The organism is Streptomyces sp. NPDC001108 (assembly GCF_053598535.1).
Genome location: NZ_JBSFKL010000005.1, coordinates 28,735 through 53,161 on the forward strand (window position 1 = coordinate 28,735; position 24,427 = coordinate 53,161).

A 24,427-nucleotide genomic window follows, 5' to 3' on the forward strand; every position below is an offset into this window, starting at 1 on the left:
GTCGCGTTCTAGATCTCTCCCAGGGTGACCTTCGCCGTCCGTTCCGCGCCCTCGCGCAGATAGGTCACCGTCACCTTCTCGCCCGGCTTGTCGGCGGCGAGCGCCTCCTGGAGCGAGGTGATCGTGGTGACCGGCCGGTCGCCCAGCTTGGTGACGATGTCACCGGGGCGCAGTCCCGCCTTGTCGGCCGCGCCGTCCCGGGCGACGCTCACCAGCGCGACCCCGGCCGGCTGGTAGTTGTCGTCGACGACCGTGCGCCCGGTGATGTCCAGGGCCGCCCGGCCCGAGTCGGTGACCCGGCCGGTCCTGATGATCTGGTCCGCCACCGTCTTCACCATCGACACCGGGATCGCGAACCCGATGCCGGGCGCGGCGCTGCCGCCCAGGTCCGGGTCGGTGGCCGCCAGGGTCGGGATGCCGATCACCTCGCTGTCCAGGTTGACCAGCGCACCCCCGCTGTTGCCCGGGTTGATCGCGGCCGAGGTCTGCACCATGTTCGCGATCGTCGCGCCGGTGCCGCCGCCCGCCCGGCTCTCGCTGACGGTCCGGCCGAGCGCCGAGACGATGCCCTGGGTGACGCTGGAGGACAGCCCGAGCGGCGAGCCCATCGCCAGCACGATCTGACCCACCTCGACCTTCGCCGAGTCGCCGAACTTGGCGGGCCTGAGCCCGTCCGGCACCTGGTCGAGCTTGATCACGGCCAGATCCTGCTCCGGATAGGCGGACACCAGCGAGGCGCTCACCACCTTCTCCCCGGTGGCGACGGTGACCTTGAACTTCTTCGCGCTGCCGACCACATGGGCGTTGGTGACGACATGGCCCTTGGAGTCGTAGACGACCCCCGAGCCCAGCCCGCCGGACGCCTCGATCTGCACGACCGACGGCAGCACGTTCTTGATCACGGCCTGGTAGTCGTTCTGCAGGTCGGTGAGGGCTCGGGACGGGGTGGCCTCGGTCTCGGCCCCGGTCCGCGAAGCGCCGGAGTCCGCGCGGCCGGCCGCCGTCCGCGACGCGGCCGAGGTCGCCGACGGACCCGAGGACGTGTCCGAGCAGCCGCTCACCAGGGCGAGGGCGCAGAGACCGGCGGTCAGGGGCGGCAGCAGCCGTCGGGCACGGCGGAGCGTGAGGGATGCATCCATGTCTGGATTGTCGCGTTCGGCCGTGTCTTCGGCCCGCTGGATACGGCCTGTCGGGTAGGACCTGCCGGATACGGCCCGTCGGGTACGGCCGCACCGCCCGGAGCGGCGGCCGGGCTCAGCCCCGTACCCCGCACAGGTGCAGCAGCGCGGCGACCCGGCGGTACGGGTCGGTCCGCCCGGCCCGGTCCTCCGCGGCCAGGACCTGCTCCAGCTCGGCGGCGGCCGGGAGCTCCACGTCGTTGCTCACGTTGTCCGTGAAGACGCGCACCCCGTACCAGGCGTGCAGCGGCGCCGCGATCCCGGCGAGGGTGGCCGTCAGGGCCTCCAGCCGGTCGGCCCGCACATCGAGGCCCAGCCGGTTGGTGTACGTGTCCGAGTCGAAGGCGGCCAGAGCCGCGTCCCAGTCCCCGGCGGTCCCCGGGCGCATCGCCAGCGCGTCCGCGTTCCGCACCAGTAGCGACAGCAGCCCGCCCGGGGCCAGCATCCGGGCCAGCCCCGCCAGCATCGCGTCCCGGTCCCGCACGTACATCAGCACCCCGTGGCAGAGCACCACGTCGAAGCTGCCGGGCAGGAAATGCACCCCGGTGTCCAGGCCGTCGCCCTCGATCAGCCGGACCCGCTCACGGATACCGGCCGGTTCGCCGCCGAGCGCCTCCCGGGCCACCCGCAGCATCTCAGGGTCGGACTCCAGGCCGGTCACCGTGTGCCCGGCCCGCGCCAGGCGCAGCGCCTGGGTGCCCTGGCCGGTGCCCACGTCGAGCACCCGCAGCCGCTGCCCCACCGGGAAGCGGGCGGCTATCTGCTCGTCGAGCTGGCGGGCCACCAGCTCCTGGCGGACGGTGTTGCGCAACCCGCCGAGCCCCTTCAGCCACACCGAGGAGGCCCCGGTGAAGCCGCTGACGGGAACCGGCGGGGCATCGTCCGACCGGTCGGCGGAGGGACCGCCGACCGGGCCGGAGATGTGCGTACTCAGGGCCGCTCTCCCCGCTTGACCTGCGGCTTGGGCAGCCGGAGGCGACGCATCTGGAGCGTGCGCATGAGGCCGTAGGCGACCGCGCCGCGCTTGGGGGTGTCGGGGAAGCGCTCCCTGAGCTGCTTCCTCAGCCGGATCGAGAGACCGATCGAGTCGAGCACGATCAGCACGATCACGACCAGCCAGAGCAGCAGCGAGATCGTCTGGATGTTCTGCACCTGGATCACGCTGAGGATCAGGATCATCACGGCCAGCGGCAGGAAGAACTCCGCGACGCAGAAGCGCGAGTCCACGTAGTTGCGGACGAAGCGCCGCACCGGCCCCTTGTCACGGGCCGGCAGATACCGCTCGTCCCCGTTGGAGAGCGCCTCGCGCTGCTTGGCCAGGTCCGCACGGCGCGCTTCCCGCTGCCGCCGCATCGCCTCCTTGCGGTCGAGCGGCGCGCCACTGGAGGCGCGACGGCGCTGCGACTGGGCATCGCTGCGCTTGGGGGTGGGGCGACCCTTGGGAGCCTGCGGGTCGCGGGGCTGCTTGGAGAGGTCGGCCGTCACCTTGCCGGTGGGCGCCTTCTCTTCCTTCGAACGGCTACGGAACACAAGGTCCAAGGGTACGGGTTCGATCGCGACGACCCCAGACCGGTCGGGAACGATCCGGCAACGGCCCGCGTCCTGCCCGGTGTACCCGGGTGTCCGGGACTCCCCTCCTACTCCCTGGGCCGGAGCGGTGACCAGGCGCAGTCGTTCTTGGGGAGGAGCACATCCGTGCTCGAACAGTGCGGTAATAGAGGCAGGACCCGTAGTGTGGGTTCTGTTGGAGTGCTGGAGCCCAGTCCGTCAGAAGGGGGCGCGCGAAGCCCATGAGCGGTGTCATGAAGCGTATGGGGATGATCTTCCGCGCGAAGGCAAACAAGGCCCTTGACCGGGCCGAGGATCCGCGCGAGACCCTCGATTACTCGTACCAGAAGCAGCTGGAGCTGCTTCAGAAGGTACGCCGCGGCGTCGCCGACGTGGCGACCTCGCGCAAGCGGCTGGAGCTGCAGCTGAACCAGTTGCAGGGCCAGTCCGCCAAGCTGGAGGACCAGGGCCGCAAGGCGCTCGCGCTCGGCCGCGAGGACCTGGCACGCGAGGCGCTCTCCCGGCGCGCCGCGCTCCAGCAGCAGGTCACCGACCTGGAGACGCAGCACTCCACGCTGCAGGGCGAGGAGGAGAAGCTCACGCTCGCCGCCCAGCGCCTCCAGGCCAAGGTCGACGCCTTCCGTACGAAGAAGGAGACGATCAAGGCCACGTACACCGCCGCCCAGGCGCAGACCCGGATCGGCGAGGCGTTCTCCGGCATCTCCGAGGAGATGGGCGACGTCGGCCTCGCTATCCAGCGGGCCGAGGACAAGACCCAGCAGCTCCAGGCCCGCGCCGGTGCCATCGACGAGCTGCTCGCCTCCGGCGCCCTGGACGACCCGACCGGCACGGCGAAGGACGACATCGCCGCCGAGCTGGACCGGATCTCCGGCGGCTCGGACGTGGAGCTGGAGCTCCAGCGCATGAAGGCCGAGCTGGCCGGCGGCTCGACCCCGCAGCAGGCGATCGAGGGAGGACCGCAGGACGCCGCTCAGCGCCAGTCCTCGCAGTCCCCCCACAGGTTCGACAAGAGCTGAGGCGACGGTCATGATCGTACGGATCATGGGGGAGGGCCAGGTCGCCCTGGCCGACAGTCATCTCGCCGAGCTGGGCAAGCTCGACGACGAACTGCTCGCCGAGGTGGAGAGCGGTGACGGACCCGGCTTCCGCGCCACCCTCCACGCGCTCCTGGCCCGGGTGCGCGAACTCGGCACGGCTCTGCCGGACGACGCCCTGGAGCCGTCCGAGCTGATCCTCCCGTCACCCGACGCGACCCTCGACGAGGTGCGCGCCATGCTCAGCGACGACGGCCTCATCCCCGGCTGACACCGGGACGCCTCCACACTCCTTCGTGCCCCGTGCCCGGTCCGCCGGACACGGGGCACGGGTGCGTCGCGGGGGCGACCCCGGCCGCGCACGGAAGCACGGGACCCGCGAGGACGTTCGGGCGGCACGCCGTAACGTGGTCCGACGTGACCACCCTCGGAACCCGGGGCCCGCGCCTGCGGAACTGGCTGCGCGGCCACCCCCTCGCGCTCGACGCCGCCCTGGCACTGGCCGTACTGGTCGCCATGATCATCGGCTCGTTCGTCCACCCCGGCCAGCGGGACGGGCTCGACCTCGCCACCCGTCCGCCCGCGGCGACCAGCCTGCTGCTCATGGTGGCCGGGGCCGTGGCGCTCATCTGGCGGCGCCGCCGGCCGCTGCCGGTGCTCGCGGTCACCACCGCGCTGACCGTCGTCGAGCTGCTGCGCTTCGACCCGCCCGCACCCGTCGTCATGAGCACGGTCATCGCCCTGTTCTCCGTCGCCGCCCGCACCGACCGGCCCACCACCTGGCGGGTCGGCGTGCTCACGATGGCCGCGCTGACCGGCACGGCGATGCTCTTCGGCCCGGCCCCCTGGTACAGCCAGGAGAACTTCGGGGTCTTCGCCTGGACCGGGCTGGCCTGCGCCGCCGGGGACGCCGTCCGCTCCCGGCGCGCCTTCATCGACGCCATCCGGGAACGCGCCGAACGCGCCGAACGCACCCGCGACGAGGAGGCCCGGCGGCGGGTCGCCGAGGAGCGGCTGCGGATCGCCCGCGACCTCCACGACGTCGTCGCCCACCACATCGCCCTGGTCAACGTGCAGGCCGGGGTCGCCGCCCACGTCATGGACCGCCGCCCCGACCAGGCCAAGGAGGCGCTGGCCCACGTCCGCGAGGCCAGCCGCTCCGCCCTGGACGAACTGCGGGCCACCGTGGGGCTGCTGCGCCAGTCCGGCGACCCGGAGGCACCGACCGAACCCGCCCCCGGGCTCGCCGTGCTCGACACCCTGGTCGACACCGTCCGCCGGGCCGGACTCCCCGTGAAGGTGGTCGGCGCCGACCACCGGCCCCCGCTCCCCGCCGCCGTCGACCTGGCCGCGTACCGGGTCGTCCAAGAGGCGCTCACCAACGTCCGCAAGCACGCGGGCCCCGGCGCCAGGGCCGAGGTGAGCGTCGTACGGGTCGGCTCCACGGCCGAGATAACGGTCCTCGACAACGGCTCCGGCACCGACGGGGCGGCGGCGCAGGACGGTTCCGGCGGCGGCCACGGCCTGCTCGGGATGCGGGAACGCGTCACCGCGCTCGGCGGCACCCTGACCGCCGGACCCCGCTACGGAGGCGGCTTCCGGGTCCATGCCATCCTGCCCGTCGAGGCCCGCACCGCGGAGTCCGGGCAGGAGGGCACGGCGGGCCGGACGGGGGAGAACGCATGACACCGCCCAGCGACACCGCGGCGCCCATCAGGGTGCTGCTCGTCGACGACCAGGCCCTGCTGCGCAGCGCGTTCCGGGTGCTGGTCGACTCCGAGCCCGACATGGAGGTGGTCGGAGAGGCGGCGGACGGCGCCCAGGCCGTGGAGCTGGCCCGGTCGGCCGGCGCCGACGTGGTGCTGATGGACATCCGGATGCCCGGCACGGACGGCCTCGCCGCGACCCGCATGATCAGCGCGGACCCGGAGCTGTCCGGCGTACGGGTCGTCATGCTCACCACCTTCGAGGTGGACGAGTACGTGGTCCAGTCGCTGCGCGCCGGGGCCTCCGGCTTCCTCGGCAAGGGCGCGGAACCCGAGGAACTGCTCAACGCCATCCGGATCGCGGCGGGCGGCGAGGCCCTGCTCTCCCCGGCCGCCACCAAGGGGCTGATCGCCACCTTCCTCGCCCAGGGCGGCAGTCCGGAGGAGGAGGGCCCGAGCACCGCGGAGTTCTCCGGGCGGATCGCCGCGCTCACCGGCCGCGAACGCGAGGTGCTCGTCCTGGTGGCCGGCGGCCACTCCAACGACGAGATCGCCGAACGGCTGGCGGTCAGCCCGCTCACCGTCAAGACCCATGTGAACCGGGCGATGGCGAAGGTGGGGGCCAGGGACCGGGCCCAACTGGTGGTCATCGCCTACGAATCCGGACTGGTGCGCCCCAGGACGGAGTGACGCACCACCCGGGGGTGGAGGGGGACGCCACCCGGGGCGGGGCGCACGGCCGCCCGCGCTGGGGTGGGGGGTGGAGAGACGGCGTACTCCACCTGCGGTATGCGCGGCGTAAGAAAGCGACCTGGGGCCGACGCCCGCACCCCGATCGGCAGGAGATCGTATGAGTGGGTGCCTGACACATGCGTCATGGGCCGGTTCCGCCCTCCGAGTCAGCTTCCCACCTGCCGCGCACGCCACAGAAGAGAGACCTCACCCATGTCCTGGCTGTCCAGATTCAGCCTCGCGCAACGGGCCCTGATCGGACTGATCTCGATCGTCGCGCTCGTGTTCGGGGCGATCGCGATACCGCAGCTCAAGCAGCAGCTGCTGCCGACCATCGAGCTTCCGATGGTGTCGGTCCTCGCCCCCTACCCGGGCGCGTCCCCCGACGTGGTCGAGAAGCAGGTCGTCGAACCGCTGGAGAACTCCCTCAAGGCGGTCGACGGCGTCACCGGTGTCACCTCGACCGCCAGCGAGGGCAGCGCCGTCATCATGGCGACCTTCGACTTCGGTTCGGAGGGCACGAAGCAGCTCGTCGCCGACATCCAGCAGGCGGTGAACCGCGCCCGCTCCCAGCTTCCCGGCGACGTCGACCCGCAGGTCATCGCCGGTTCGACGGACGACATCCCGGCCGTCGTCCTCGCCGTCACCTCCGACAAGGACCAGCAGGCCCTCGCCGGCCAGCTGGACCGCACGGTCGTCCCCGCCCTGGAGAACATCGACGGCGTCGGCCAGGTCACCGTCGACGGTGTGCGCGACCTCCGCGTCTCCGTCACCCCCGACGACAAGAAGCTCGCCGCCGCCGGGCTGAACGCGATGACGCTCGCCCAGGCGCTCCAGTCGGCCGGCGCGACCGTCCCCGCCGGCTCCTTCGCCGAGTCCGGCAAGAGCCGCACCGTCCAGGTCGGCTCCGCCTTCACCTCCCTGAAGCAGATCGAGGACCTGCGGGTCGCCGGCAAGGACGCGGCCACCGGCAAGGCCGGGAAGCCGGTCCGCCTCGGTGACGTCGCCACGGTGAAGCAGGAGGAGGCCGACGCGGTCGCCCTCACCCGCACCAACGGCCGCCCGAGCCTCGCCGTGATGGCCACGATGGACAAGGACGGCAGCGCCGTCGCCATCTCCGACGCGGTCAAGGACAAGCTGCCCGAGCTGCGCAAGCAGCTCGGCTCCGGAGCCGAGCTGACCGTCGTCACCGACCAGGGCCCCGCCGTCTCCAAGGCCATCTCCGGCCTCACCACCGAGGGCGCGCTCGGGCTGGTCTTCGCGGTCGTCGTGATCCTGGTCTTCCTCGCCTCGCTGCGCTCGACCCTGGTCACCGCGGTCTCCATCCCGCTCTCCGTGGTCCTCGCGCTGATCGTGCTCTGGACCCGCGACCTCTCGCTCAACATGCTCACCCTGGGCGCGCTGACCATCGCGATCGGCCGCGTCGTCGACGACTCGATCGTGGTCCTGGAGAACATCAAGCGCCACCTCGGCTACGGCGAGGAGCGCCAGTCCGCGATCATCACCGCGGTGAAGGAAGTGGCCGGGGCGGTCACCTCCTCCACCCTCACCACGGTCGCCGTCTTCCTCCCGATCGGCCTCGTCGGCGGCATGGTCGGCGAGCTGTTCGGCTCGTTCTCGCTGACCGTCACGGCGGCCCTGCTGGCCTCGCTGCTGGTCTCGCTGACGGTGGTCCCAGTCCTCTCGTTCTGGTTCCTGCGCGCCCCGAAGGGCACCGTCGAGGACCCGGACGAGGCCCGCCGCCAGGCGGAGGAGAAGGAGGCCCGCAGCCGGCTCCAGCGGCTGTACGTCCCGGTCCTGCGCTTCGCGACCCGGCGCCGGATCACCAGCATCGTCATCGCCTTCGTGGTCCTCTTCGGCACCTTCGGCATGGCCCCGCTGCTGAAGACGAACTTCTTCGACCAGGGCGAGCAGGAAGTCCTCTCCATCAAGCAGAAGCTGACGCCCGGCACCAGCCTGGCGGCGGCCGACGAAGCGGCGAAGAAGGTCGAGAAGGTCCTCGCCGACGACAAGGGCGTCAAGGACTACCAGGTCACCGTCGGCTCGTCCGGCTTCATGGCGGCCTTCGGCGGCGGCACCGGCGCCAACCAGGCGTCGTACCAGATCACCCTGAAGGACTCGGGCGAGTTCGAGGCCGTCCAGGACCGCATCGAGAAGTCCCTCGCCGCGCTCGACGGCATCGGCGACACCACCATCTCCGCGGGCGACGGCTTCGGCAGCCAGGACCTCAGCGTCGTCGTGAAGGCCTCCGACGCGGACGTCCTGAAGAAGGCGTCCGAGGCGGTACGCAAGGAGGTCGCCGGGATCAAGGACGTCACCGACGTCCAGAGCGACCTCGCCCAGAGCGTCCCGCGCATCTCCGTCAAGGCCACGCCCGAGGCCGCCGAAGCCGGTCTCGACCAGACCGCCCTCGGCGCGGCCGTCGCCGGAGCGGTACGCGGCACCCCGGCCGGCAAGGCCGTCATGGACGACACCGAGCGCGACATCGTCGTCAGGTCCGCCCACCCCGCCACCACCCTGGCCGAGCTGAAGAAGCTCCCGCTCGGCCCGGTCAGGCTGGGTCAGGTCGCCGACGTCGCACTCGTCCCCGGCCCGGTCTCGATGACCCGGATCGACGGACAGCGCGCCGCGACCATCACCGCCCGGCCCACCAGCGACAACACCGGCGCCGTCAGCATGGACCTCCAGAAGAGGATCGACTCGCTGAAGCTCCCGGACGGTGCCACCGTCACCATCGGCGGCGTCTCGGAGGACCAGAACGACGCCTTCCTGAAGCTCGGCCTCGCCATGCTGGCGGCGATCGCGATCGTCTTCATGCTGCTCGTGGCCACCTTCAAGTCGCTGATCCAGCCGCTGATCCTGCTGGTCTCCATCCCGTTCGCGGCCACCGGCGCGATCGGCCTGCTGGTCGCCACCGGCACCCCGATGGGCATCCCGGCGATGATCGGCATGCTGATGCTGATCGGCATCGTGGTGACCAACGCGATCGTGCTGATCGACCTGATCAACCAGTACCGCGCCCAGGGCATGGGCGTCGTCGAAGCCGTCGTCGAGGGCGGCCGCCACCGCCTCCGCCCGATCCTGATGACCGCGCTCGCCACGGTCTTCGCCCTGCTCCCGATGGCCCTCGGGGTCACCGGCGAGGGCGGCTTCATATCGCAGCCGCTCGCGGTGGTCGTGATCGGCGGACTCATCACGTCGACGCTGCTGACCCTGCTCCTGGTCCCGACGCTCTACGCGATGGTCGAGCTCCGCAAGGAACGCCGCGCGAGGAAGAAGGCGGCCAAGCGGGAGAAGAAGGCGGGCCCGCCCGCCGCCCCGGCCGAGGAGATCCGCGAAGCGGAGCCCTCGGGCGTGTAGCGGTCCTTCCCGGGGTCCCACCGAAGGACCCTTGAGAAAGCCGAACGGCCTGTCCCACGCGCAAGCGGGGACAGGCCGTTCGTGCTGCGCGGCGCCCTCACCGCCTGAGCGGGGCGACGGAGCCGACCGGTCGTGCCGGGGCCGGGGCCGAGCCCGGCCGGGCCCGGCCGGGCTCGGTCATGCGGCCGCGGAGCCGGTGAGGACCTCGGCGATCCGGAGCCACGATTCCCCGTGCGGCTGGGCGTACCGGACGCCGAGGTCCTGGATCTCCTCCAGCAGCCGGACGCGGATCTCCTCGGGGGCGCGGGGGAGGAGCACGGCCAGATCGCTCGGCTCGATGCCTTCGGTGACCCCGGAGAGCACCATCCCGGCCTGCGCGTGGGTGAGGGAGGACAGCTTGTCGTCGAAGACCTGCCCCTCGACGGCCGCCGCGTGCATCAGGGCGTTGCCGTCCCCGGCCGCCAACGCCCGCTCCACGTACGCCTGCAGGGCGGCACGGTCCTCGACCAGGCGGTACGCGGCGTCCAGCCCCTCGTCGCGGGCCACGGCGAGGACCGCGACGTGGGCGAGAGAGGTGGTCTCGGGCGGGTGGGCCTGGAGGAGGCGGGGGTTCTCCTCCAGGAAGGCCCGCGACTCCGCCCAGTCGGCACAGTCCATCCACACCGCCAGCTGTTCGGCGAGGATCAGCGGGTCGTACGCCGCGGTCACGCCGTACACGAGGACGGCCTCGCGGAGCACGGCATGCCGGTGGGCGGTGCGAAGGTCCAGGCAGGCCAGCTCCTCCAGGGCCGTCGCCGCCTCCTCGCCGCCGAGCACCTCGGCGTTCCGGGACCAGATGTCGCGTGAATGGGGCCAGTCGGGCGCGAACATCCAGGAACCGACGACCTCCAGCATCTTTGGCGACAGGGTGAGCCAGGCGGGAACGGGAGCGAAGGTCTCCTCCTTCCACGCCGTGCTCACGGCCTCGATGTCGCCGTGCGCACGGAGCGCCCGCCGGGCCCGTACGGTCACGGGGTCCGATGCGTCGTCGCTGCCGAGGAAGGCCGCGAGTTCGCGCATTCCGGTGGCGGCCCGGGGGCCGGGGAGGTTCAGCAGGAAGATGCTCCGCTCCACGCGGAGACGCCGGGCGACGGCGGGGTGGACGGGGGCGAACTCCGCCACCGTCCCGTCGAACTCCCGGACCGCCGACGCGTGGTCGTCGGTACGGACGAGCGCCCCGGACAGGGCGGTGACCGCGGCGACCAGGGAGTCCCCGAAGGCGTCGGGGAGCCTCAGCGCCAGCGAGCGGTAGGCGGCGAGCGCCTCCCGCGCCGCGCCCACGGCGCCCTCGTCGTCGTGGGCCAGCCCCCGGTGGCCGCTGAGACCGAGGAGGGCCCGGGCCAGTTCCGGTGGGACGACCCCGTCCTGTCCGGCGGAGAGTTCGCGCAGGATCCGGACGGCCTCCTCAGCCGGTGCCAGCGCCTCCTTCGGGTCCCCGGAGCCGGCGAGGCTCCGTGCGAGCGCGTCGAGCGAGGTGGCGAGGGCGGGGCGGTACGCGGCGGGGTTCCGCGCGGCCAGCTCGCGGTGGAGGGCGACGGCCTCCTCCGCCGCCTGCCGTCCCGCCCCGGGGGCGCCGCTGTCGTTGAGGCGGCCGGCGAGGTTGCTGAGGGTGCCGGCCAGTTCGGGGCGGAAGGCGTCCGGTCGGCCGGCGGCGAGATCGCGGTGGACGGCGAGGGCCCGTCGCGTGGCGTCGAGCGCTCCCGAGGCGTCGCCGACGTGCGCGCGATGCGTCCCGAGGACGTTCAGCGCGGCGGCCAGTTCGGGGCGGAGCGGGTCCGGGTCCGGGTCCTCCGACACGATCCGCTGGAAGATGCCGACCGCCTCCTCGATGAGGGGCAGCGCGGCGGCGGATCCGCTGGAAGAGGCGTGATGCGAGGCCGAGTTGCGGAGGAACCGGCCCAGGGGGAGCAGCGTCGCGCTCCGGCGGTCCGCGGCCAACTCCCGCTGGAGCCGCACGGCTTCGCCCGCGAACTGCGCGGCGGTGTCCCCGTCCCCCGTGGCCGCCGTCCGGTTGGCCAGGGTGTCCAGGGACAGCGCGAGGACGGCCTTGAACGCTTCGGGATCACCCACGGCGAGTCTGGCGTACAGCCGGGCACACTCCTGCGCCGGGGCGAGCGCGCCCTCCGGGTCGCCCGCGTCGGCGAGCCGGTCCGACAGGGTGCCGAGGGCGGCGGCCAGTTCGGGTCGGAGCACATCCGGTCGCTGTGCGGCGAGTTCGCGTTGGACGAGGACCGCCTCCCGCGCGGTGGCGAGGGCCTTCTCATGATCTCCGGCGTAGGGACTTTCCATGGGGCGATTGTGCAAGGGGATGGTCCGGCCCGGCAGGAGATTCCTCGAATGTGCCACTCCCGAATGACGTCGGGGTACGGGCCGCTTTGCCGGCATACGGGGGGCGGGAGCCCCGGCCCCGGCGGGCGGGCGGGAGCGGCCCGCCCCGCCCGCCGGGGCCCGGTGCGCTACGGCAGCGCCAGCATCCGCTCCAGCGCGAGCTTGGCGTACTTCTCCGTCTCGGGGTCGACCTCGATCCGGTTGACGAGGGTGCCCTCCGCCAGCGACTCCAGCGTCCACACCAGGTGCGGCAGGTCGATCCGGTTCATCGTCGAGCAGAAGCAGACCGTCCGGTCGAGGAAGACGATCTCCTTGTCCTCGGCGGCGAAACGGTTCGCCAGCCGGCGGACCAGGTTCAGCTCGGTGCCGATCGCCCACTTCGAGCCGGCCGGGGCCGCCTCCAGGGCCTTGATGATGTACTCCGTCGAGCCGACGTAGTCCGCCGCCGCCACGACCTCGTGCTTGCACTCGGGGTGCACCAGCACGTTGACGCCCGGTATCCGCTCGCGCACGTCGTCGACCGACTGCACCGAGAACCGGCCGTGCACCGAGCAGTGCCCGCGCCAGAGGATCATCTTCGCGCCGCGCAGTTCCTCGGCGGTCAGGCCGCCGCCCGGCTTGTGCGGGTTGTAGACGACGCAGTCCTCCAGCGACATGCCCATGTCGCGGACGGCGGTGTTCCGGCCCAGGTGCTGGTCGGGCAGGAAGAGGACCTTGGCCTCCGAGGGCTCCTTCTGCTCGAAGGCCCACTCCAGCGCCCGCTTGGCGTTGGAGGAGGTGCAGATCGTGCCGCCGTGCCGCCCGGTGAAGGACTTGATGTCGGCGGAGGAGTTCATGTACGCGACCGGCACGACCTGCTCGGCGATCCCGGCGTCGGCCAGCACGTCCCAGCACTCGGCGACCTGCTCGGCGGTGGCCATGTCGGCCATCGAGCAGCCCGCCGCAAGGTCGGGGAGCACGACCTTCTGGGCGTCGGTGGTCAGGATGTCCGCCGACTCCGCCATGAAGTGGACACCGCAGAAGACGATGTACTCGGCCTCCGGCCGCGCCGCGGCGTCCCGGGCGAGCTTGAACGAGTCACCGGTGACGTCGGCGAACTGGATGACCTCGTCACGCTGGTAGTGGTGGCCCAGGACGAAGACCTTGTCCCCGAGCTTCTCCTTGGCCGCGCGGGCGCGCTCCACCAGGTCCGGGTCGGACGGGGAGGGCAGGTCGCCGGGGCACTCGACGCCGCGCTCGCTCCTGGGGTCGGCCTCCCGGCCGAGCAGGAGCAGGGCGAGGGGCGTCGGCTGGACGTCGAGATCCTGGACGGGGTGGGCCGTGGTCACGTCACGCACCCTTTCTTCTCTGCTGAAAATCCGCTGGGTCTTGCTGAGGGCTTCTGCGGCGCCGTGGAGCTCCGCATGCTTTTCGTCTAATTGACGCTATCTATCATATCCGTTTCACGTCACTTTGACGATGTTCATAGCGTCGATGTGACGCATCCCCTCGGCGGGCCGGTGTGCGAGCATGAAAGGGCAGGCAAGCGCTCGGCCCGGAATGAATCCGCGGTGCCGACGGTTGCAACGTCGGCAAGCAGTCTCCACACAACCCGGGAGAGAAGCAGATGTCCGTATCGGACGAGACCACCACCGTGAGCGACGGCATCCTCCTGTCCGACGCCGCCGCAGCCAAGGTCAAGAGCCTGCTGGAGCAGGAAGGCCGCGACGACCTGGCGCTGCGCGTCGCAGTCCAGCCCGGCGGCTGCTCCGGCCTGCGCTACCAGCTCTTCTTCGACGAGCGCTCGCTCGACGGTGACGTGGTGAAGGACTTCGACGGCGTCAAGGTCGTCACCGACCGGATGAGCGCCCCCTACCTGGGCGGCGCCTCCATCGACTTCGTCGACACCATCGAGAAGCAGGGCTTCACGATCGACAACCCCAACGCCACCGGCTCCTGCGCCTGCGGCGACTCCTTCAGCTGAGCCACCGGCCGGCCGGAGCGATCGAAGCGGCAACGACGACGGCGGCGGTTCCCGGGACCCGGGAACCGCCGCCGTCGTCGTTGCTTCGCCCGTTCAGCCCCGGGGCACCTCGCCGCCCGAGACGGCGTCGACGACCTTCCGGTCACCCAGCGGGGCCTTGAGCGTCACCGTCCGGGTCAGCTCCTTGGCGACCATGACGCAGGCCTGCTTCCCCGGCTGCGCGGACTCCGCGATCTCCACCGCCACGGTGTCCGCGGTCTCGGTCGCGCTCGCGGTGTACGTACTGCACACCCCGCCCCAGAACGTCACCGACAGCTCCCGCCCCTCGGCCCGGTACGACAGCGACTGCCGCTGCCCCTTCGCCGCGTTGCCCGGGGGAGTGGGCACCGCCGACCCCGTCGAGGGCGCGTTCCTCGCCAGGTACGAGGGCTGCACCGCGACCTGCGCCACCGTGCTGCCCGCCCCACCCGCGGCCGGGCGCACCGAGAAGAGCCAGGACGGCACGAGCATCTGCCGGCCCGCCACGTACTGCGCCGACAGGCCGAACACCGCCTTCTCCACCGTCATGGCCGCCGCCTTCGACGGCTCCGCCCCGGTCAGCGCCCCGCAGTGCGCCTTGCCGTCACCCGTCGGTACGGGGTCGGCGCAGCCGCCCGCGCTCCTGCGGGGCTCCGGGCCGTTCAGCTCCGCCAGCGCCTCGTCCGCGCCGATCACCGGATAGCTGTCGCCCTTCTCCAGGCCCTTCACGTGCCCGCTGCCGCCCACCACGTGGCCGTCCGGGCCCACCTGGATGCCGGTCGACCAGCCGTAGGTGGGCAGGCCGTCGACGGTCGGGTCGGCGTTCACCACGCGTACGGACCCCATGAGCTGGCGGGTGTCCAGGGCGGCGCCGTCCTGCCCGGTCGCCTTCAGGACGGGGGCCGCGGCGGCCCGTGCGGCGCTCGCGCTCACCGGGGAGGCGCCGCCGTCCGGGGACTGCCGCCCGCCCGAACAGGTCGCGCCCTTCTTGCAGTTGTCCGTGCCGCCCGAGCCGTAACGGGCGAAGCTCCAGGTGCCCGGGGCCCGCTTCTCCACCCGGAGGACCGGACCCGTCCCGTCGCCCTCGGACCCCACCTTCCAGTACGTGGCCTCCTCCTGCGGAGCGCCCGCCAGGCCCAGGGCCTTCGCCAGCCGGGCCACCTCGGCGGCCGAGACCGTCCCCGCCGCCCGGCGCACGGCGGCCGTGCGCGGGCCTTCGGGCAGCTCACCGGAGGCGCGGTAGAGCGTCCGGCCGCCGCTCGGGTCGGGCTCGCCGGGCGCGATGCCGCGCGAGGCGCCCTCGGGCGGTGTGTCGGAGCCGGTACGGGCCGGCCCGTCCAGGGCCAGCGGGGGTGGGTCGGCCCGCCCGCCCGCGTCCGCTCCGCTGCCGGATCCGGCGCCGCCGTTGTCGGCCGCCGTCGCGGCCCAGTACGCCCCACCGCCTCCGGCCAGCAGGACGGCCGCCGCCACCGAGGCCACGGCGAGCGGCGAACGCCGCCGGGGGCCGGTCACATCGTTGTCGGGTCGCTCGGTGCTCACCGGATCCGCTCCTTCACCTGACGTACGACGACCGTCACGCGCCGTCGCCCGGCCCGTGGGTCGGCCCCCGAGGTGTCCGGGGACGACAGTGGGACGGGGCAGCGGCGCGGACGGTTCCACGGCGGTGCGGCGGGGCCCTCGACGGGCGGGGTAGAGGGGCTCAGCCGGCGTAGTCCTCCATCGCGTCGATCAGCCGGGCGGACGCGGCCGGAACGGTGACCCCGTGGATGCGGGACGGGGCGACCGGGGCGGGGGCGGACTTCGGGTGGGCCGTCCAGTGCGGGGCCATCCGCGCGCAGTCCCCGCGCAGCTCGGCCAGGCTCATCTCGGACTCGCGCAGGGCGATGTGGTTCGACATGTCGGCACCGTAAGCACCACGGGTCACAGCAGGAAAGCCCTACTATCGGGTAGTTTCCGCCTCTTCAGGGCCGGTCCGGCGAACGGGTAGCGTGAACTGTCACGCCGCCCAGGGAACACGCGACCGTTCCCCCCTACCCCCGCAGGAGCAGTTTCCCCGTGCGCATCGCAGTCACCGGTTCCATCGCCTCCGACCACCTCATGACCTTCCCCGGCCGCTTCGCCGACCAGCTGGTCGCGGACCAGCTGCACACGGTCTCGCTCTCCTTCCTGGTCGACAACCTCGAAGTCCGCCGGGGCGGTGTCGCCGCCAACATCTGCTTCGGCATGGGCCTGCTGGGCACGGAACCGATCCTGGCCGGCGCCGCGGGCTCCGACTTCGACGAGTACCGCGCCTGGCTCGACCGCCACGGGGTCGACACCGGATCGGTGCGGATCTCCGAGGTCCTGCACACCGCGCGCTTCGTCTGCACCACGGACGCCGACCACAACCAGATCGGCTCCTTCTACGCGGGGGCGATGAGCGAGGCCCGGCTCATCGAGCTGAAGGCCGTCGCCGACCGCGTCGGCGGCCTCGACCTGGTCTCGATCGGCGCCGACGACCCCGAGGCGATGCTCCGCCACACCGAGGAGTGCCGCACCCGGGGCATCCCGTTCGCCGCGGACTTCTCTCAGCAGATCGCCCGGATGGACGGCGACGAGATCCGGATCCTCCTGGAGGGCGCCACGTACCTCTTCTCCAACGAGTACGAGAAGGGGCTCATCGAGTCCAAGACCGGCTGGAGCGACGAGGAGATCCTCGGCAAGGTGGGCCACCGGGTCACCACCCTCGGCGCCCGCGGCGTCCGCATCGAGCGGGCCGGCCAGGAGCCGATCGAGGTCGGCTGCCCGGAGGAGACGGTCAAGGCCGACCCGACCGGCGTCGGCGACGCCTTCCGGGCCGGCTTCCTCTCCGGCCTCGCCTGGGGCGTCGGCCTGGAGCGCGCCGCCCAGGTCGGCTGCATGCTGGCCACCCTGGTGATCGAGACCGTCGGCACCCAGGAGTACACCCTGCACCGCGCCCACTTCATGGACCGCTTCACCAAGGCGTACGGCCACGACGCCGCCGCCGAGGTCCGCGCGCACCTCGCGTAGGGCGGAACACCGGGTCAGAAGAGCCGGCGGACCACATAGGCCGAACCGCGGTCCGCCGGCTCCTCGCCCACGTACTCCTGCTCACGCATCCCGCACCAGGCGGGGATGTCCAGCCGCGCCGCCTCGTCGTCGGCGAGCACCGTGACCGTCCCGCCCACCGGGACCCGCCCGATCGCCTTCGCCAGCTCGATCACCGGGACGGGGCACCGCCTGCCCAGCGCGTCGACCACCAGGGCGTCGGCCGGAGCGGGGACCGCGGCCGGGGCGGCCGCGCCCAGCCGCCGACGCACCTCCGCCACCACCCCGGGCAGCACCTCCAGGAAGCGGTCCACGTCCGCCTCCGCCGTGCCGTCCGGCAGCGACACCCGTACGTTCCCCTCCGACAGCACCCCCATGGCCCGGAGCACATGGCTCGGCGTCAGGGTGCTGCTGGTGCAGGACGAGCCGGACGACACGGAGAAACCGGCCCGGTCCAGCTCATGGAGCAGGGTCTCCCCGTCGACATAGAGACAGGAGAAGGTCACCAGGTGCGGCAGCCGCCGCACCGGGTCGCCGACCACCTCCACGTCGGGCACCGACTCCGCCACCACGGCCCGGATCCGGTCCACCAGCGCCCGCAGCCGCGCGGTCTCGGCGCCGGCCTCGGCCCGGACGGCCCGCAGCGACGCCGCCGCCGCCACGATCGCCGGAAGGTTCTCGAACCCGGCCGACCGCCCCGCCTCCCGCTCGTCGGCGGGCCCCGGAACGGCGAACCTCACCCCCTTGCGCACCGCGAGCAGCCCCACGCCCGACGGCCCGCCCCACTTGTGGGCGCTCCCGGTCAGCAGCGACCAGCCCTCCGGCACCGGCCCCCGGCCCAGCGACTGCGCCGCGTCCACCAGCAGCGGCACCCCCGCCGCCCGGCACTCCTCCGCGACGGCGGCCACCGGCTGCTCGGTGCCGACCTCGTGGTTGGCGGACTGGAGGCAGGCCAGTGCGGTGTCCTCGCGCAGCGCGCCCGCGAAGGCCGCCGCAGCCACCGCCCCCGTACGGTCCACCGGCACTTCGGAGACCGACCCGCCCCGTGCCTCGTGGGCGGCGGCCGAATGGAGCACCGACGAGTGTTCGACCGAGGAGACGACCAGATGGCGGCCGACACGCCGGCGCCCCTCAAGGGCTCCGGACATCCCCGAATGGACCGCGGCGGTCCCCGAAGGAGTGAATGTGAGCTCGTCCGGCCGGCAGCCGACCACCTCCGCGGCGGCTTCCCGGGCGGCGTCCAGCAGGAGCCGGGCCCGCCGCCCCTCGCGGTAGAGCCTGGCCGGATCGGCCCAGCCCTCGTCCAGCGCGGCAAGCAGCGCCTGACGTGCGACGGGATGCAGGGGAGCGGCGGAGGCGGCGTCGAAGTAGGGCATCCGGCCACGCTAGCCCGCGCCGGGGGACGAGGCGGGGGCCGGGCCGGGAGAGGGGGCGTCAGAAGACGTTCGGAGGGCCGTATTCCACCCCTTCGGGGAGTCGGACGGCGCGTTGGGCACCCTCCCCGCGCGACCCCAAATAGCGTCCAGTAGGGTTTGGTCCGCATAAACATCCAAACCCCTGTCCGCGTCAGGGCGGCGACCGACCGGAAAGACGGCCGCGCCGACCGCGTGGGCGAGACTCTCGGGAAGGCGCTACGTGAGTCCCAACGGCTCCGACCGCTCGTCGCGGCGCCCGATGCGGCGGAAGCTGCCGCAGGTGCTGACTGCGGGCCTGATCCTTGTAACCGCCACCGGTTGCACATACAAGGACTTCCCCCGCCTTGGAATGCCGACTCCGGTTACGGAAGAGGCACCACGGATCCTCTCTCTCTGGCAGGGCTCGTGGGCGGCAGCGCTCGCCACGGGCGTGCTGGTATGGGGTCTGATCCTGTGGAGCGTCATCTTCCACCGGCGCAGCCGCACCAAGGTCGAGGTTCCTCCGCAGACCCGGTACAACATGCCCATCGAGGCGCTGTACACCGTGGTCCCTCTGATCATCGTCTCGGTGTTGTTCTACTTCACCGCGCGCGACGAGACGAAGCTCCTCTCGCTCTCCGACAAGCCGGCCCACACCATCAACGTGGTCGGCTACCAGTGGAGCTGGGGCTTCAACTACATCGAGAACGTGGACGGCTCGACCGCCACGGGCAACGAGATCCCCAAGGAGCTCGACGCCATCCCCGACCGGTTCCGCAAGGACTTCCCGAAGAATGCCGAGGGCGTCTACGACTTCGGTGTTCCGGGAACGCGGAACCCGCAGAACGGCAACCCGGGGCCGACCCTGTGGCTGCCGAAGGGTGAGAAGGTCCGTTTCGTCCTGACTTCGCGTGACGTCATCCACTCCTTCTGGGTGGTGCCGTTCCTCATGAAGCAGGACGTCATTCCGGGCCACACCAACGCCTTCGAGGTGACCCCCAACCAGGAGGGCACCTTCATGGGCAAGTGCGCCGAGCTCTGCGGCGTCGACCACTCCCGGATGCTCTTCAACGTCAAGGTGGTCTCCCCGGAGCGCTACCAGGCGCACCTGGAGGAGCTGGCCAAGAAGGGCCAGACGGGCTACGTGCCGGCCGGCATCGAGCAGACTGACCCGGCCAGGAATGCGGAGACGAACAAACTGTGAGCATCCTCAACGAACCTCAGGGTGCCGCGGCAGCAGACGACTCGTACGAGGACGAGCTGCCGGTCCGGCGAAAGCAGCCGGGAAACGTCGTCGTCAAGTGGCTGACCACCACTGACCACAAGACGATCGGCACGATGTACCTGGTCACGTCGTTCGCGTTCTTCTGCATCGGCGGTCTGATGGCGCTCTTCATGCGCGCCGAGCTGGCCCGTCCCGGCACGCAGATCATGTCGAACGAGCAGTTCAACCAGGCGTTCACGATGCACGGCACGATCATGCTGCTGATGTTCGCGACGCCGCTGTTCGCCGGATTCGCGAACTGGATCATGCCGCTCCAGATCGGTGCGCCCGACGTGGCGTTCCCGCGGCTGAACATGTTCGCGTACTGGCTGTACCTCTTCGGCTCGCTGATCGCGGTGGCCGGCTTCCTCACCCCGCAGGGTGCGGCCGACTTCGGCTGGTTCGCCTACTCCCCGCTGTCGGACGCGGTCCGGTCGCCGGGTGTCGGCGCCGACATGTGGATCATGGGTCTGGCCTTCTCCGGCTTCGGCACGATCCTCGGTTCGGTCAACTTCATCACCACGATCATCTGCATGCGCGCTCCCGGCATGACGATGTTCCGCATGCCGATCTTCGTCTGGAACGTCCTGCTGACCGGTGTGCTGGTCCTGCTGGCCTTCCCGGTTCTCGCCGCCGCGCTCTTCGCGCTGGAGGCCGACCGTAAATTCGGCGCCCATATTTTCGACGCGTCGAACGGTGGCGCACTGCTCTGGCAGCACCTCTTCTGGTTCTTCGGCCATCCAGAGGTGTACATCATCGCGCTGCCATTCTTCGGAATCATTTCCGAGGTCATTCCGGTATTCAGCCGGAAGCCGATGTTCGGTTACATCGGTCTGGTCGCCGCGACGATTGCCATCGCCGGTCTTTCCGTGACCGTGTGGGCCCACCACATGTACGTCACGGGCGGTGTGCTCCTGCCGTTCTTCTCGTTCATGACATTCCTCATCGCGGTACCGACCGGTGTGAAGTTCTTCAACTGGATCGGCACGATGTGGAAGGGATCGTTGTCCTTCGAGACGCCGATGCTCTGGGCCGTCGGCTTCCTGATCACCTTCACCTTCGGTGGTCTGACCGGCGTCATCCTGGCCTCGCCGCCGATGGACTTCCACGTCTCGGACTCGTACTTCGTGGTCGCGCACTTCCACTACGTCATCTTCGGCACCGTGGTGTTCGCGATGTTCTCCGGCTTCCACTTCTGGTGGCCGAAGTTCACCGGCAAGATGCTCGACGAGCGGCTCGGCAAGATCACGTTCTGGACGCTGTTCGTGGGCTTCCACGGCACGTTCCTGGTGCAGCACTGGCTGGGTGCCGAGGGCATGCCGCGTCGTTACGCGGACTACCTCGCCGCGGACGGCTTCACCGCGCTGAACACGATCTCGACGATCTCCTCGTTCCTGCTCGGTCTGTCGATGCTGCCGTTCTTCTACAACGTCTGGAAGACCGCCAAGTACGGCAAGAAGATCGAGGTCGACGACCCGTGGGGCTACGGCCGTTCGCTGGAGTGGGCGACCTCCTGCCCGCCGCCGCGGCACAACTTCCTCACCCTGCCGCGGATCCGCTCCGAATCCCCGGCGTTCGACCTGCACCACCCGGAGATCGCGGCCCTCGAACAGCTCGAGCACCACGCTGACGACAAGGCCCTCGCTGGTGGCAAGGAGGCCGGCAAGTGAAGATCCAGGGCAAGATGTTCCTGTGGCTGAGCGTCTTCATCCTGGCCATCGCCGTCACGTACGGCGTGTGGTCGAAGGAGCCGGCCGGTACCACCGCCCTCGCCCTGGCCTTCGGCCTGAGCCTCATGATCGGCTTCTACCTGGCCTTCACGGCCCGGCGGGTCGACGCCATGGCGCAGGACAACAAGGAGGCCGACGTCGCGGACGAGGCCGGCGAGGTGGGGTTCTTCTCCCCGCACAGCTGGCAGCCGCTCTCCCTGGCGATCGGCGGCGCCATGGCCTTCATGGGCGTCATCTTCGGCTGGTGGCTGCTGTACTTCTCGACCCCGATCATCCTGATCGGCCTCTTCGGCTGGGTCTTCGAGTACTACCGCGGTGAGAACCGCACCCAGTGACCTCGCGTCACCGCTCCACCTGACGGGGGCCCGCACCTCTCCACCCGGAGAGGCGCGGGCCCCCGTTCGTACGTACAGAACGCGCCGATCGGGTCCGGTCTTCTTAACGTGGCCCCATGAACCGCACGTCCCGCATCCGCCCCGCAGTGGGCTGCACCCTGCTGGCCATGACCCTGGTCGCGGCCGCGACCGCCTGCGGAGCCTCCGGGGACCACCCGCTCGCGGAGAAGCCGTACGACGCCGTGGACGAGATCTCCTCCACCGCGCGCGACGGCGACGCGAAGGTCGTCCCCGGCCGGCCGCTGGAGGTCACCGTCAAGGGCGACGACGGCCGGATCACGGACGTGTCGGCCGTCGACACCACCGGCCGCCACCTGGCGGGCGAACTCGACGCCGACGGCCGGCGCTGGCACTCCACGATGCCGCTCGCCGCCGGAGTCAAGTACACCGTCCGGGTCAGCACGGAGGACGAGGACGGCGCCCCGGGCGCCCGTACGCTCTCGTTCGGAACCACCACGGCCAAAGAGCTGCTGGAGGTCTCCTTCGGCCCGCAGAAGGGCACCTACGGCGTCGGACAGCCCCTCACCGCACAACTCAGCGCCCCCGTCGCCGACAAGGCGTCCAGGGCCCGCGTGGAGCGAGGCCTGCGGGTCCGCTCGACCCCCGCCGTGACCGGCTCCTGGTACTGGGTCGACGACCAGACGCTGCACTACCGCCCCCGGGAGTACTGGCCCGCCAGGGCCTCCATCGAGGTCAGCAGCGCCCTGGCGGGCGTCAAGCTCACCGACACCCTCTACGGCGCCCCCACGAAGGCCCTCAGGCTCACCACGGGCGCCCGCGTCGAGGCCCTCACCGACGCCGTGGCGCACACCATGACGGTCAAACGCGACGGAAAAGTGATCAACACCATTCCGGTCACCACCGGCAAGCCCGGCTTCGCCACCCGAAACGGTGTCAAGGTCGTGCTGGAGAAGGAGTACTACGTACGTATGCGCGGGGAGACCATCGGCATCGCCCAGGGCTCCTCGGACTCGTACGACCTGCCGGTCTACTACGCGACCCGGGTGACCTGGAGCGGCGAGTACGTGCACGCCGCCCCCTGGTCCACCGGCTCGCAGGGGTCCGCGAACGTCAGCCACGGCTGCACGGGCATGAGCACCGGCCAGGCCGAGTGGTTCTACAACACCGTGCGCCCCGGGGACCTCGTCACGGTGGTGGGCAGCCAGGGCGAGACGATGACGCCGTTCGACAACGGCTTCGGCGACTGGAACCTCTCCTGGGCCCAATGGCTGAAGGGCAGCGCCCTGCAGAACAGCACCGCGCCGGACCGTACGGGGACGGTCCAGGCGGCACGACTGCGCCCCGAGGTCTGAGAGCCTGTCGGGTGACCTCTGACCGGGCGATCGAAGGTCACCCGACAGGCTCTGGGACGACCGGGGCGGGGGTGCGCTGCCCTTCGGAGGGAGCCGGTGCGGGATCAGGCGCTGACGCGGTCCCCGTCGCGCAGCAGGGCGGCCAGGGCCTCGGCGAACTCGACCGGCTCGACCGGCAGCGTCACCGCGGCGTCCGCACGGCTCCAGGTGGCCAGCCAGGCGTCCTGGGGGCGCCCCATCAGCAGGAGGACCGGCGGGCACCGGAAGATCTCGTCCTTGATCTGCCGGCAGACGCCCATGCCGCCCACGGGCGCCGTCTCGCCGTCCAGTACGCAGACGTCGACGCCGCCCGCGTCCAGCGCCTCCAGGACCGCGGGCAGCGTCGCGCACTCCAGGAACTCCACCGGTGGCACGTCGGCGGCGGGCCGGTGCCCGGCCGCCAGCCTCACCTGCTCACGGGTGTTGGCGTCGTCGCTGTAGACCAGGACCGTGGCGGTCGGCTGCATTGTTCCTCCGTGACATCCGTGTCTTCGGGGCTTTCCGGGCATGAACCGATGCGCGGATCGTACTCCGCCGGACGCCCCGTCAGCACCGCTTCGGAGAGCTGTTCCCTGGGCCGTTCGGGGCGGACACACCCACCTGACACACCGAACGGCACCCCCCGGGGTGAGGGCGGGATAAGCGACCGACATAATGTCGGTCGTGGCGACAGCAACGACAGTAGAAACCGGGCACGCGCACCCGTCGGTCAATCGACCGAACCTCACCAGCGTCGGAACCATCATCTGGTTGAGTTCCGAGCTGATGTTCTTCGCGGCCCTCTTCGCGATGTACTTCACCCTGCGATCGGTGACGGGACCGGAGCACTGGAAGGAAATGGCTTCGGCCCTGAACTTCCCGTTCTCCGCGACGAACACCACGATCCTGGTGCTCTCCTCACTCACCTGCCAGCTCGGCGTCTTCGCCGCGGAGCGGGGCGACGTGAAGAAGCTCCGTACCTGGTTCGTGATCACTTTCGTGATGGGTGCGATCTTCATCGGAGGCCAGGTCTTCGAGTACACCGAGCTGGTGAAGAAGGACGGCCTCTCGCTGTCCTCCGACCCGTACGGCTCGGTGTTCTACCTGACCACCGGCTTCCACGGTCTGCACGTGACAGGCGGCCTCATCGCCTTCCTGCTCGTTCTGGGCAGGACGTACGCAGCCAAGAGGTTCACCCACGAACAGGCGACCTCCGCCATCGTCGTGTCCTATTACTGGCACTTCGTCGATGTCGTGTGGATCGGCCTGTTCGCCACGATCTACATGATCAAGTAATCGGGCTCGAACCCGAACCACATCCAGCATCGACGCAGAAGA

General features: G+C 71.2%; 21 protein-coding genes. 12 read left to right on the plus strand and 9 right to left on the minus strand.

Annotated features, from left to right (window positions below; all coding sequences use genetic code 11):
- Positions 1-8 precede the first annotated feature (8 nt).
- The 3 genes from ACWC97_RS13545 to ACWC97_RS13555 form a co-directional block, all read right to left on the minus strand.
- The gene (locus ACWC97_RS13545) at positions 9-1,139 is read right to left on the minus strand and encodes a S1C family serine protease (protein WP_450649296.1); all 1,131 of its coding nucleotides are present in this window, start codon (positions 1,137-1,139) and stop codon (positions 9-11) included.
- A 115-nt stretch (positions 1,140-1,254) separates the two neighbouring features.
- Positions 1,255-1,962: a class I SAM-dependent methyltransferase gene (locus tag ACWC97_RS13550; protein WP_352280406.1), complete on the minus strand. Its 708-nt coding sequence runs from the start codon at positions 1,960-1,962 to the stop codon at positions 1,255-1,257.
- Positions 1,963-2,108: 146 nt separating this feature from the next.
- Positions 2,109-2,708, minus strand: coding sequence for a DUF3043 domain-containing protein (locus ACWC97_RS13555; protein ID WP_352280379.1), 600 nt, complete (start codon positions 2,706-2,708; stop codon positions 2,109-2,111).
- Between the two features lie 272 nt (positions 2,709-2,980).
- Between ACWC97_RS13555 and ACWC97_RS13560 the strand changes: the two genes are divergently transcribed.
- The 5 genes from ACWC97_RS13560 to ACWC97_RS13580 all read left to right on the plus strand — a co-directional run bounded on the left by ACWC97_RS13560 (position 2,981) and on the right by ACWC97_RS13580 (position 9,579).
- Positions 2,981-3,763 (plus strand): PspA/IM30 family protein, encoded by a 783-nt coding sequence (locus ACWC97_RS13560; protein WP_352280378.1) that lies wholly within the window; start codon positions 2,981-2,983, stop codon positions 3,761-3,763.
- A 10-nt stretch (positions 3,764-3,773) separates the two neighbouring features.
- Entirely contained in the window at positions 3,774-4,052 is a 279-nt protein-coding gene (gene pspAA, locus ACWC97_RS13565) for a PspA-associated protein PspAA (RefSeq protein ID WP_352280377.1), read from the plus strand.
- 146 nt (positions 4,053-4,198) lie between these two features.
- The gene (locus tag ACWC97_RS13570; protein ID WP_450649299.1) at positions 4,199-5,467 is read left to right on the plus strand and encodes a sensor histidine kinase; all 1,269 of its coding nucleotides are present in this window, start codon (positions 4,199-4,201) and stop codon (positions 5,465-5,467) included.
- Entirely contained in the window at positions 5,464-6,177 is a 714-nt protein-coding gene (locus ACWC97_RS13575) for a response regulator transcription factor (RefSeq protein WP_352280375.1), read from the plus strand. Before ACWC97_RS13570 ends, ACWC97_RS13575 begins: the two co-directional genes overlap by 4 nt.
- A gap of 255 nt (positions 6,178-6,432) precedes the next feature.
- Complete coding sequence (locus ACWC97_RS13580; RefSeq protein WP_450649301.1) at positions 6,433-9,579, plus strand: efflux RND transporter permease subunit; 3,147 nt, start codon at positions 6,433-6,435, stop codon at positions 9,577-9,579.
- A gap of 177 nt (positions 9,580-9,756) precedes the next feature.
- On the opposite strand, the gene ACWC97_RS13585 is transcribed toward ACWC97_RS13580, so the two are convergent.
- Entirely contained in the window at positions 9,757-11,907 is a 2,151-nt protein-coding gene (locus tag ACWC97_RS13585) for a tetratricopeptide repeat protein (protein ID WP_450649302.1), read from the minus strand.
- 167 nt (positions 11,908-12,074) lie between these two features.
- The gene (nadA, locus tag ACWC97_RS13590; protein WP_352280372.1) at positions 12,075-13,283 is read right to left on the minus strand and encodes a quinolinate synthase NadA; all 1,209 of its coding nucleotides are present in this window, start codon (positions 13,281-13,283) and stop codon (positions 12,075-12,077) included.
- A 269-nt stretch (positions 13,284-13,552) separates the two neighbouring features.
- Here nadA and erpA point away from each other — a divergent pair, with 269 nt between their 5' ends.
- Positions 13,553-13,909 carry an iron-sulfur cluster insertion protein ErpA gene (gene erpA / locus ACWC97_RS13595; protein ID WP_189540679.1) on the plus strand — a complete coding sequence of 119 codons (357 nt, stop codon included), beginning with the start codon at positions 13,553-13,555 and terminating at the stop codon, positions 13,907-13,909.
- 93 nt (positions 13,910-14,002) lie between these two features.
- On the opposite strand, the gene ACWC97_RS13600 is transcribed toward erpA, so the two are convergent.
- Together ACWC97_RS13600 and ACWC97_RS13605 are read right to left on the minus strand one after the other, a co-directional pair.
- The gene (locus ACWC97_RS13600) at positions 14,003-15,466 is read right to left on the minus strand and encodes a hypothetical protein (RefSeq protein ID WP_450649305.1); all 1,464 of its coding nucleotides are present in this window, start codon (positions 15,464-15,466) and stop codon (positions 14,003-14,005) included.
- Positions 15,467-15,626: 160 nt separating this feature from the next.
- On the minus strand, positions 15,627-15,824 hold the full coding sequence (locus ACWC97_RS13605; RefSeq protein WP_352274834.1) for a hypothetical protein: 198 nt from the start codon (positions 15,822-15,824) through the stop codon (positions 15,627-15,629).
- Positions 15,825-15,982: 158 nt separating this feature from the next.
- On the opposite strand from ACWC97_RS13605, the gene ACWC97_RS13610 reads away from it, so the two are divergent.
- A complete protein-coding gene (locus ACWC97_RS13610) occupies positions 15,983-16,957 on the plus strand; it encodes a carbohydrate kinase family protein (protein WP_352274835.1) in 975 nt (324 codons plus the stop codon).
- A 14-nt stretch (positions 16,958-16,971) separates the two neighbouring features.
- Here the strand turns inward: ACWC97_RS13610 and ACWC97_RS13615 are convergent, their stop codons facing one another.
- Complete coding sequence (locus ACWC97_RS13615; protein WP_352274836.1) at positions 16,972-18,351, minus strand: cysteine desulfurase/sulfurtransferase TusA family protein; 1,380 nt, start codon at positions 18,349-18,351, stop codon at positions 16,972-16,974.
- 259 nt (positions 18,352-18,610) lie between these two features.
- Here ACWC97_RS13615 and ctaC point away from each other — a divergent pair, with 259 nt between their 5' ends.
- From ctaC to ACWC97_RS13635, 4 genes are all read left to right on the plus strand, one after another.
- Complete coding sequence (gene ctaC / locus ACWC97_RS13620) at positions 18,611-19,573, plus strand: aa3-type cytochrome oxidase subunit II (protein ID WP_352274837.1); 963 nt, start codon at positions 18,611-18,613, stop codon at positions 19,571-19,573.
- Entirely contained in the window at positions 19,570-21,303 is a 1,734-nt protein-coding gene (ctaD, locus tag ACWC97_RS13625) for an aa3-type cytochrome oxidase subunit I (RefSeq protein WP_352274838.1), read from the plus strand. Before ctaC ends, ctaD begins: the two co-directional genes overlap by 4 nt.
- On the plus strand, positions 21,300-21,698 hold the full coding sequence (locus ACWC97_RS13630) for a cytochrome c oxidase subunit 4 (RefSeq protein WP_352274839.1): 399 nt from the start codon (positions 21,300-21,302) through the stop codon (positions 21,696-21,698). The genes ctaD and ACWC97_RS13630 overlap by 4 nt, the downstream gene beginning before the upstream one ends.
- Before the next feature lie 116 nt (positions 21,699-21,814).
- The gene (locus ACWC97_RS13635) at positions 21,815-23,071 is read left to right on the plus strand and encodes a L,D-transpeptidase (RefSeq protein WP_352274840.1); all 1,257 of its coding nucleotides are present in this window, start codon (positions 21,815-21,817) and stop codon (positions 23,069-23,071) included.
- A 104-nt stretch (positions 23,072-23,175) separates the two neighbouring features.
- On the opposite strand, the gene ACWC97_RS13640 is transcribed toward ACWC97_RS13635, so the two are convergent.
- Positions 23,176-23,577: a response regulator transcription factor gene (locus ACWC97_RS13640; RefSeq protein ID WP_352274841.1), complete on the minus strand. Its 402-nt coding sequence runs from the start codon at positions 23,575-23,577 to the stop codon at positions 23,176-23,178.
- Between the two features lie 187 nt (positions 23,578-23,764).
- Here ACWC97_RS13640 and ctaE point away from each other — a divergent pair, with 187 nt between their 5' ends.
- Entirely contained in the window at positions 23,765-24,385 is a 621-nt protein-coding gene (gene ctaE, locus ACWC97_RS13645) for an aa3-type cytochrome oxidase subunit III (protein ID WP_352274842.1), read from the plus strand.
- The last annotated feature ends 42 nt before the right edge of the window (positions 24,386-24,427 follow it).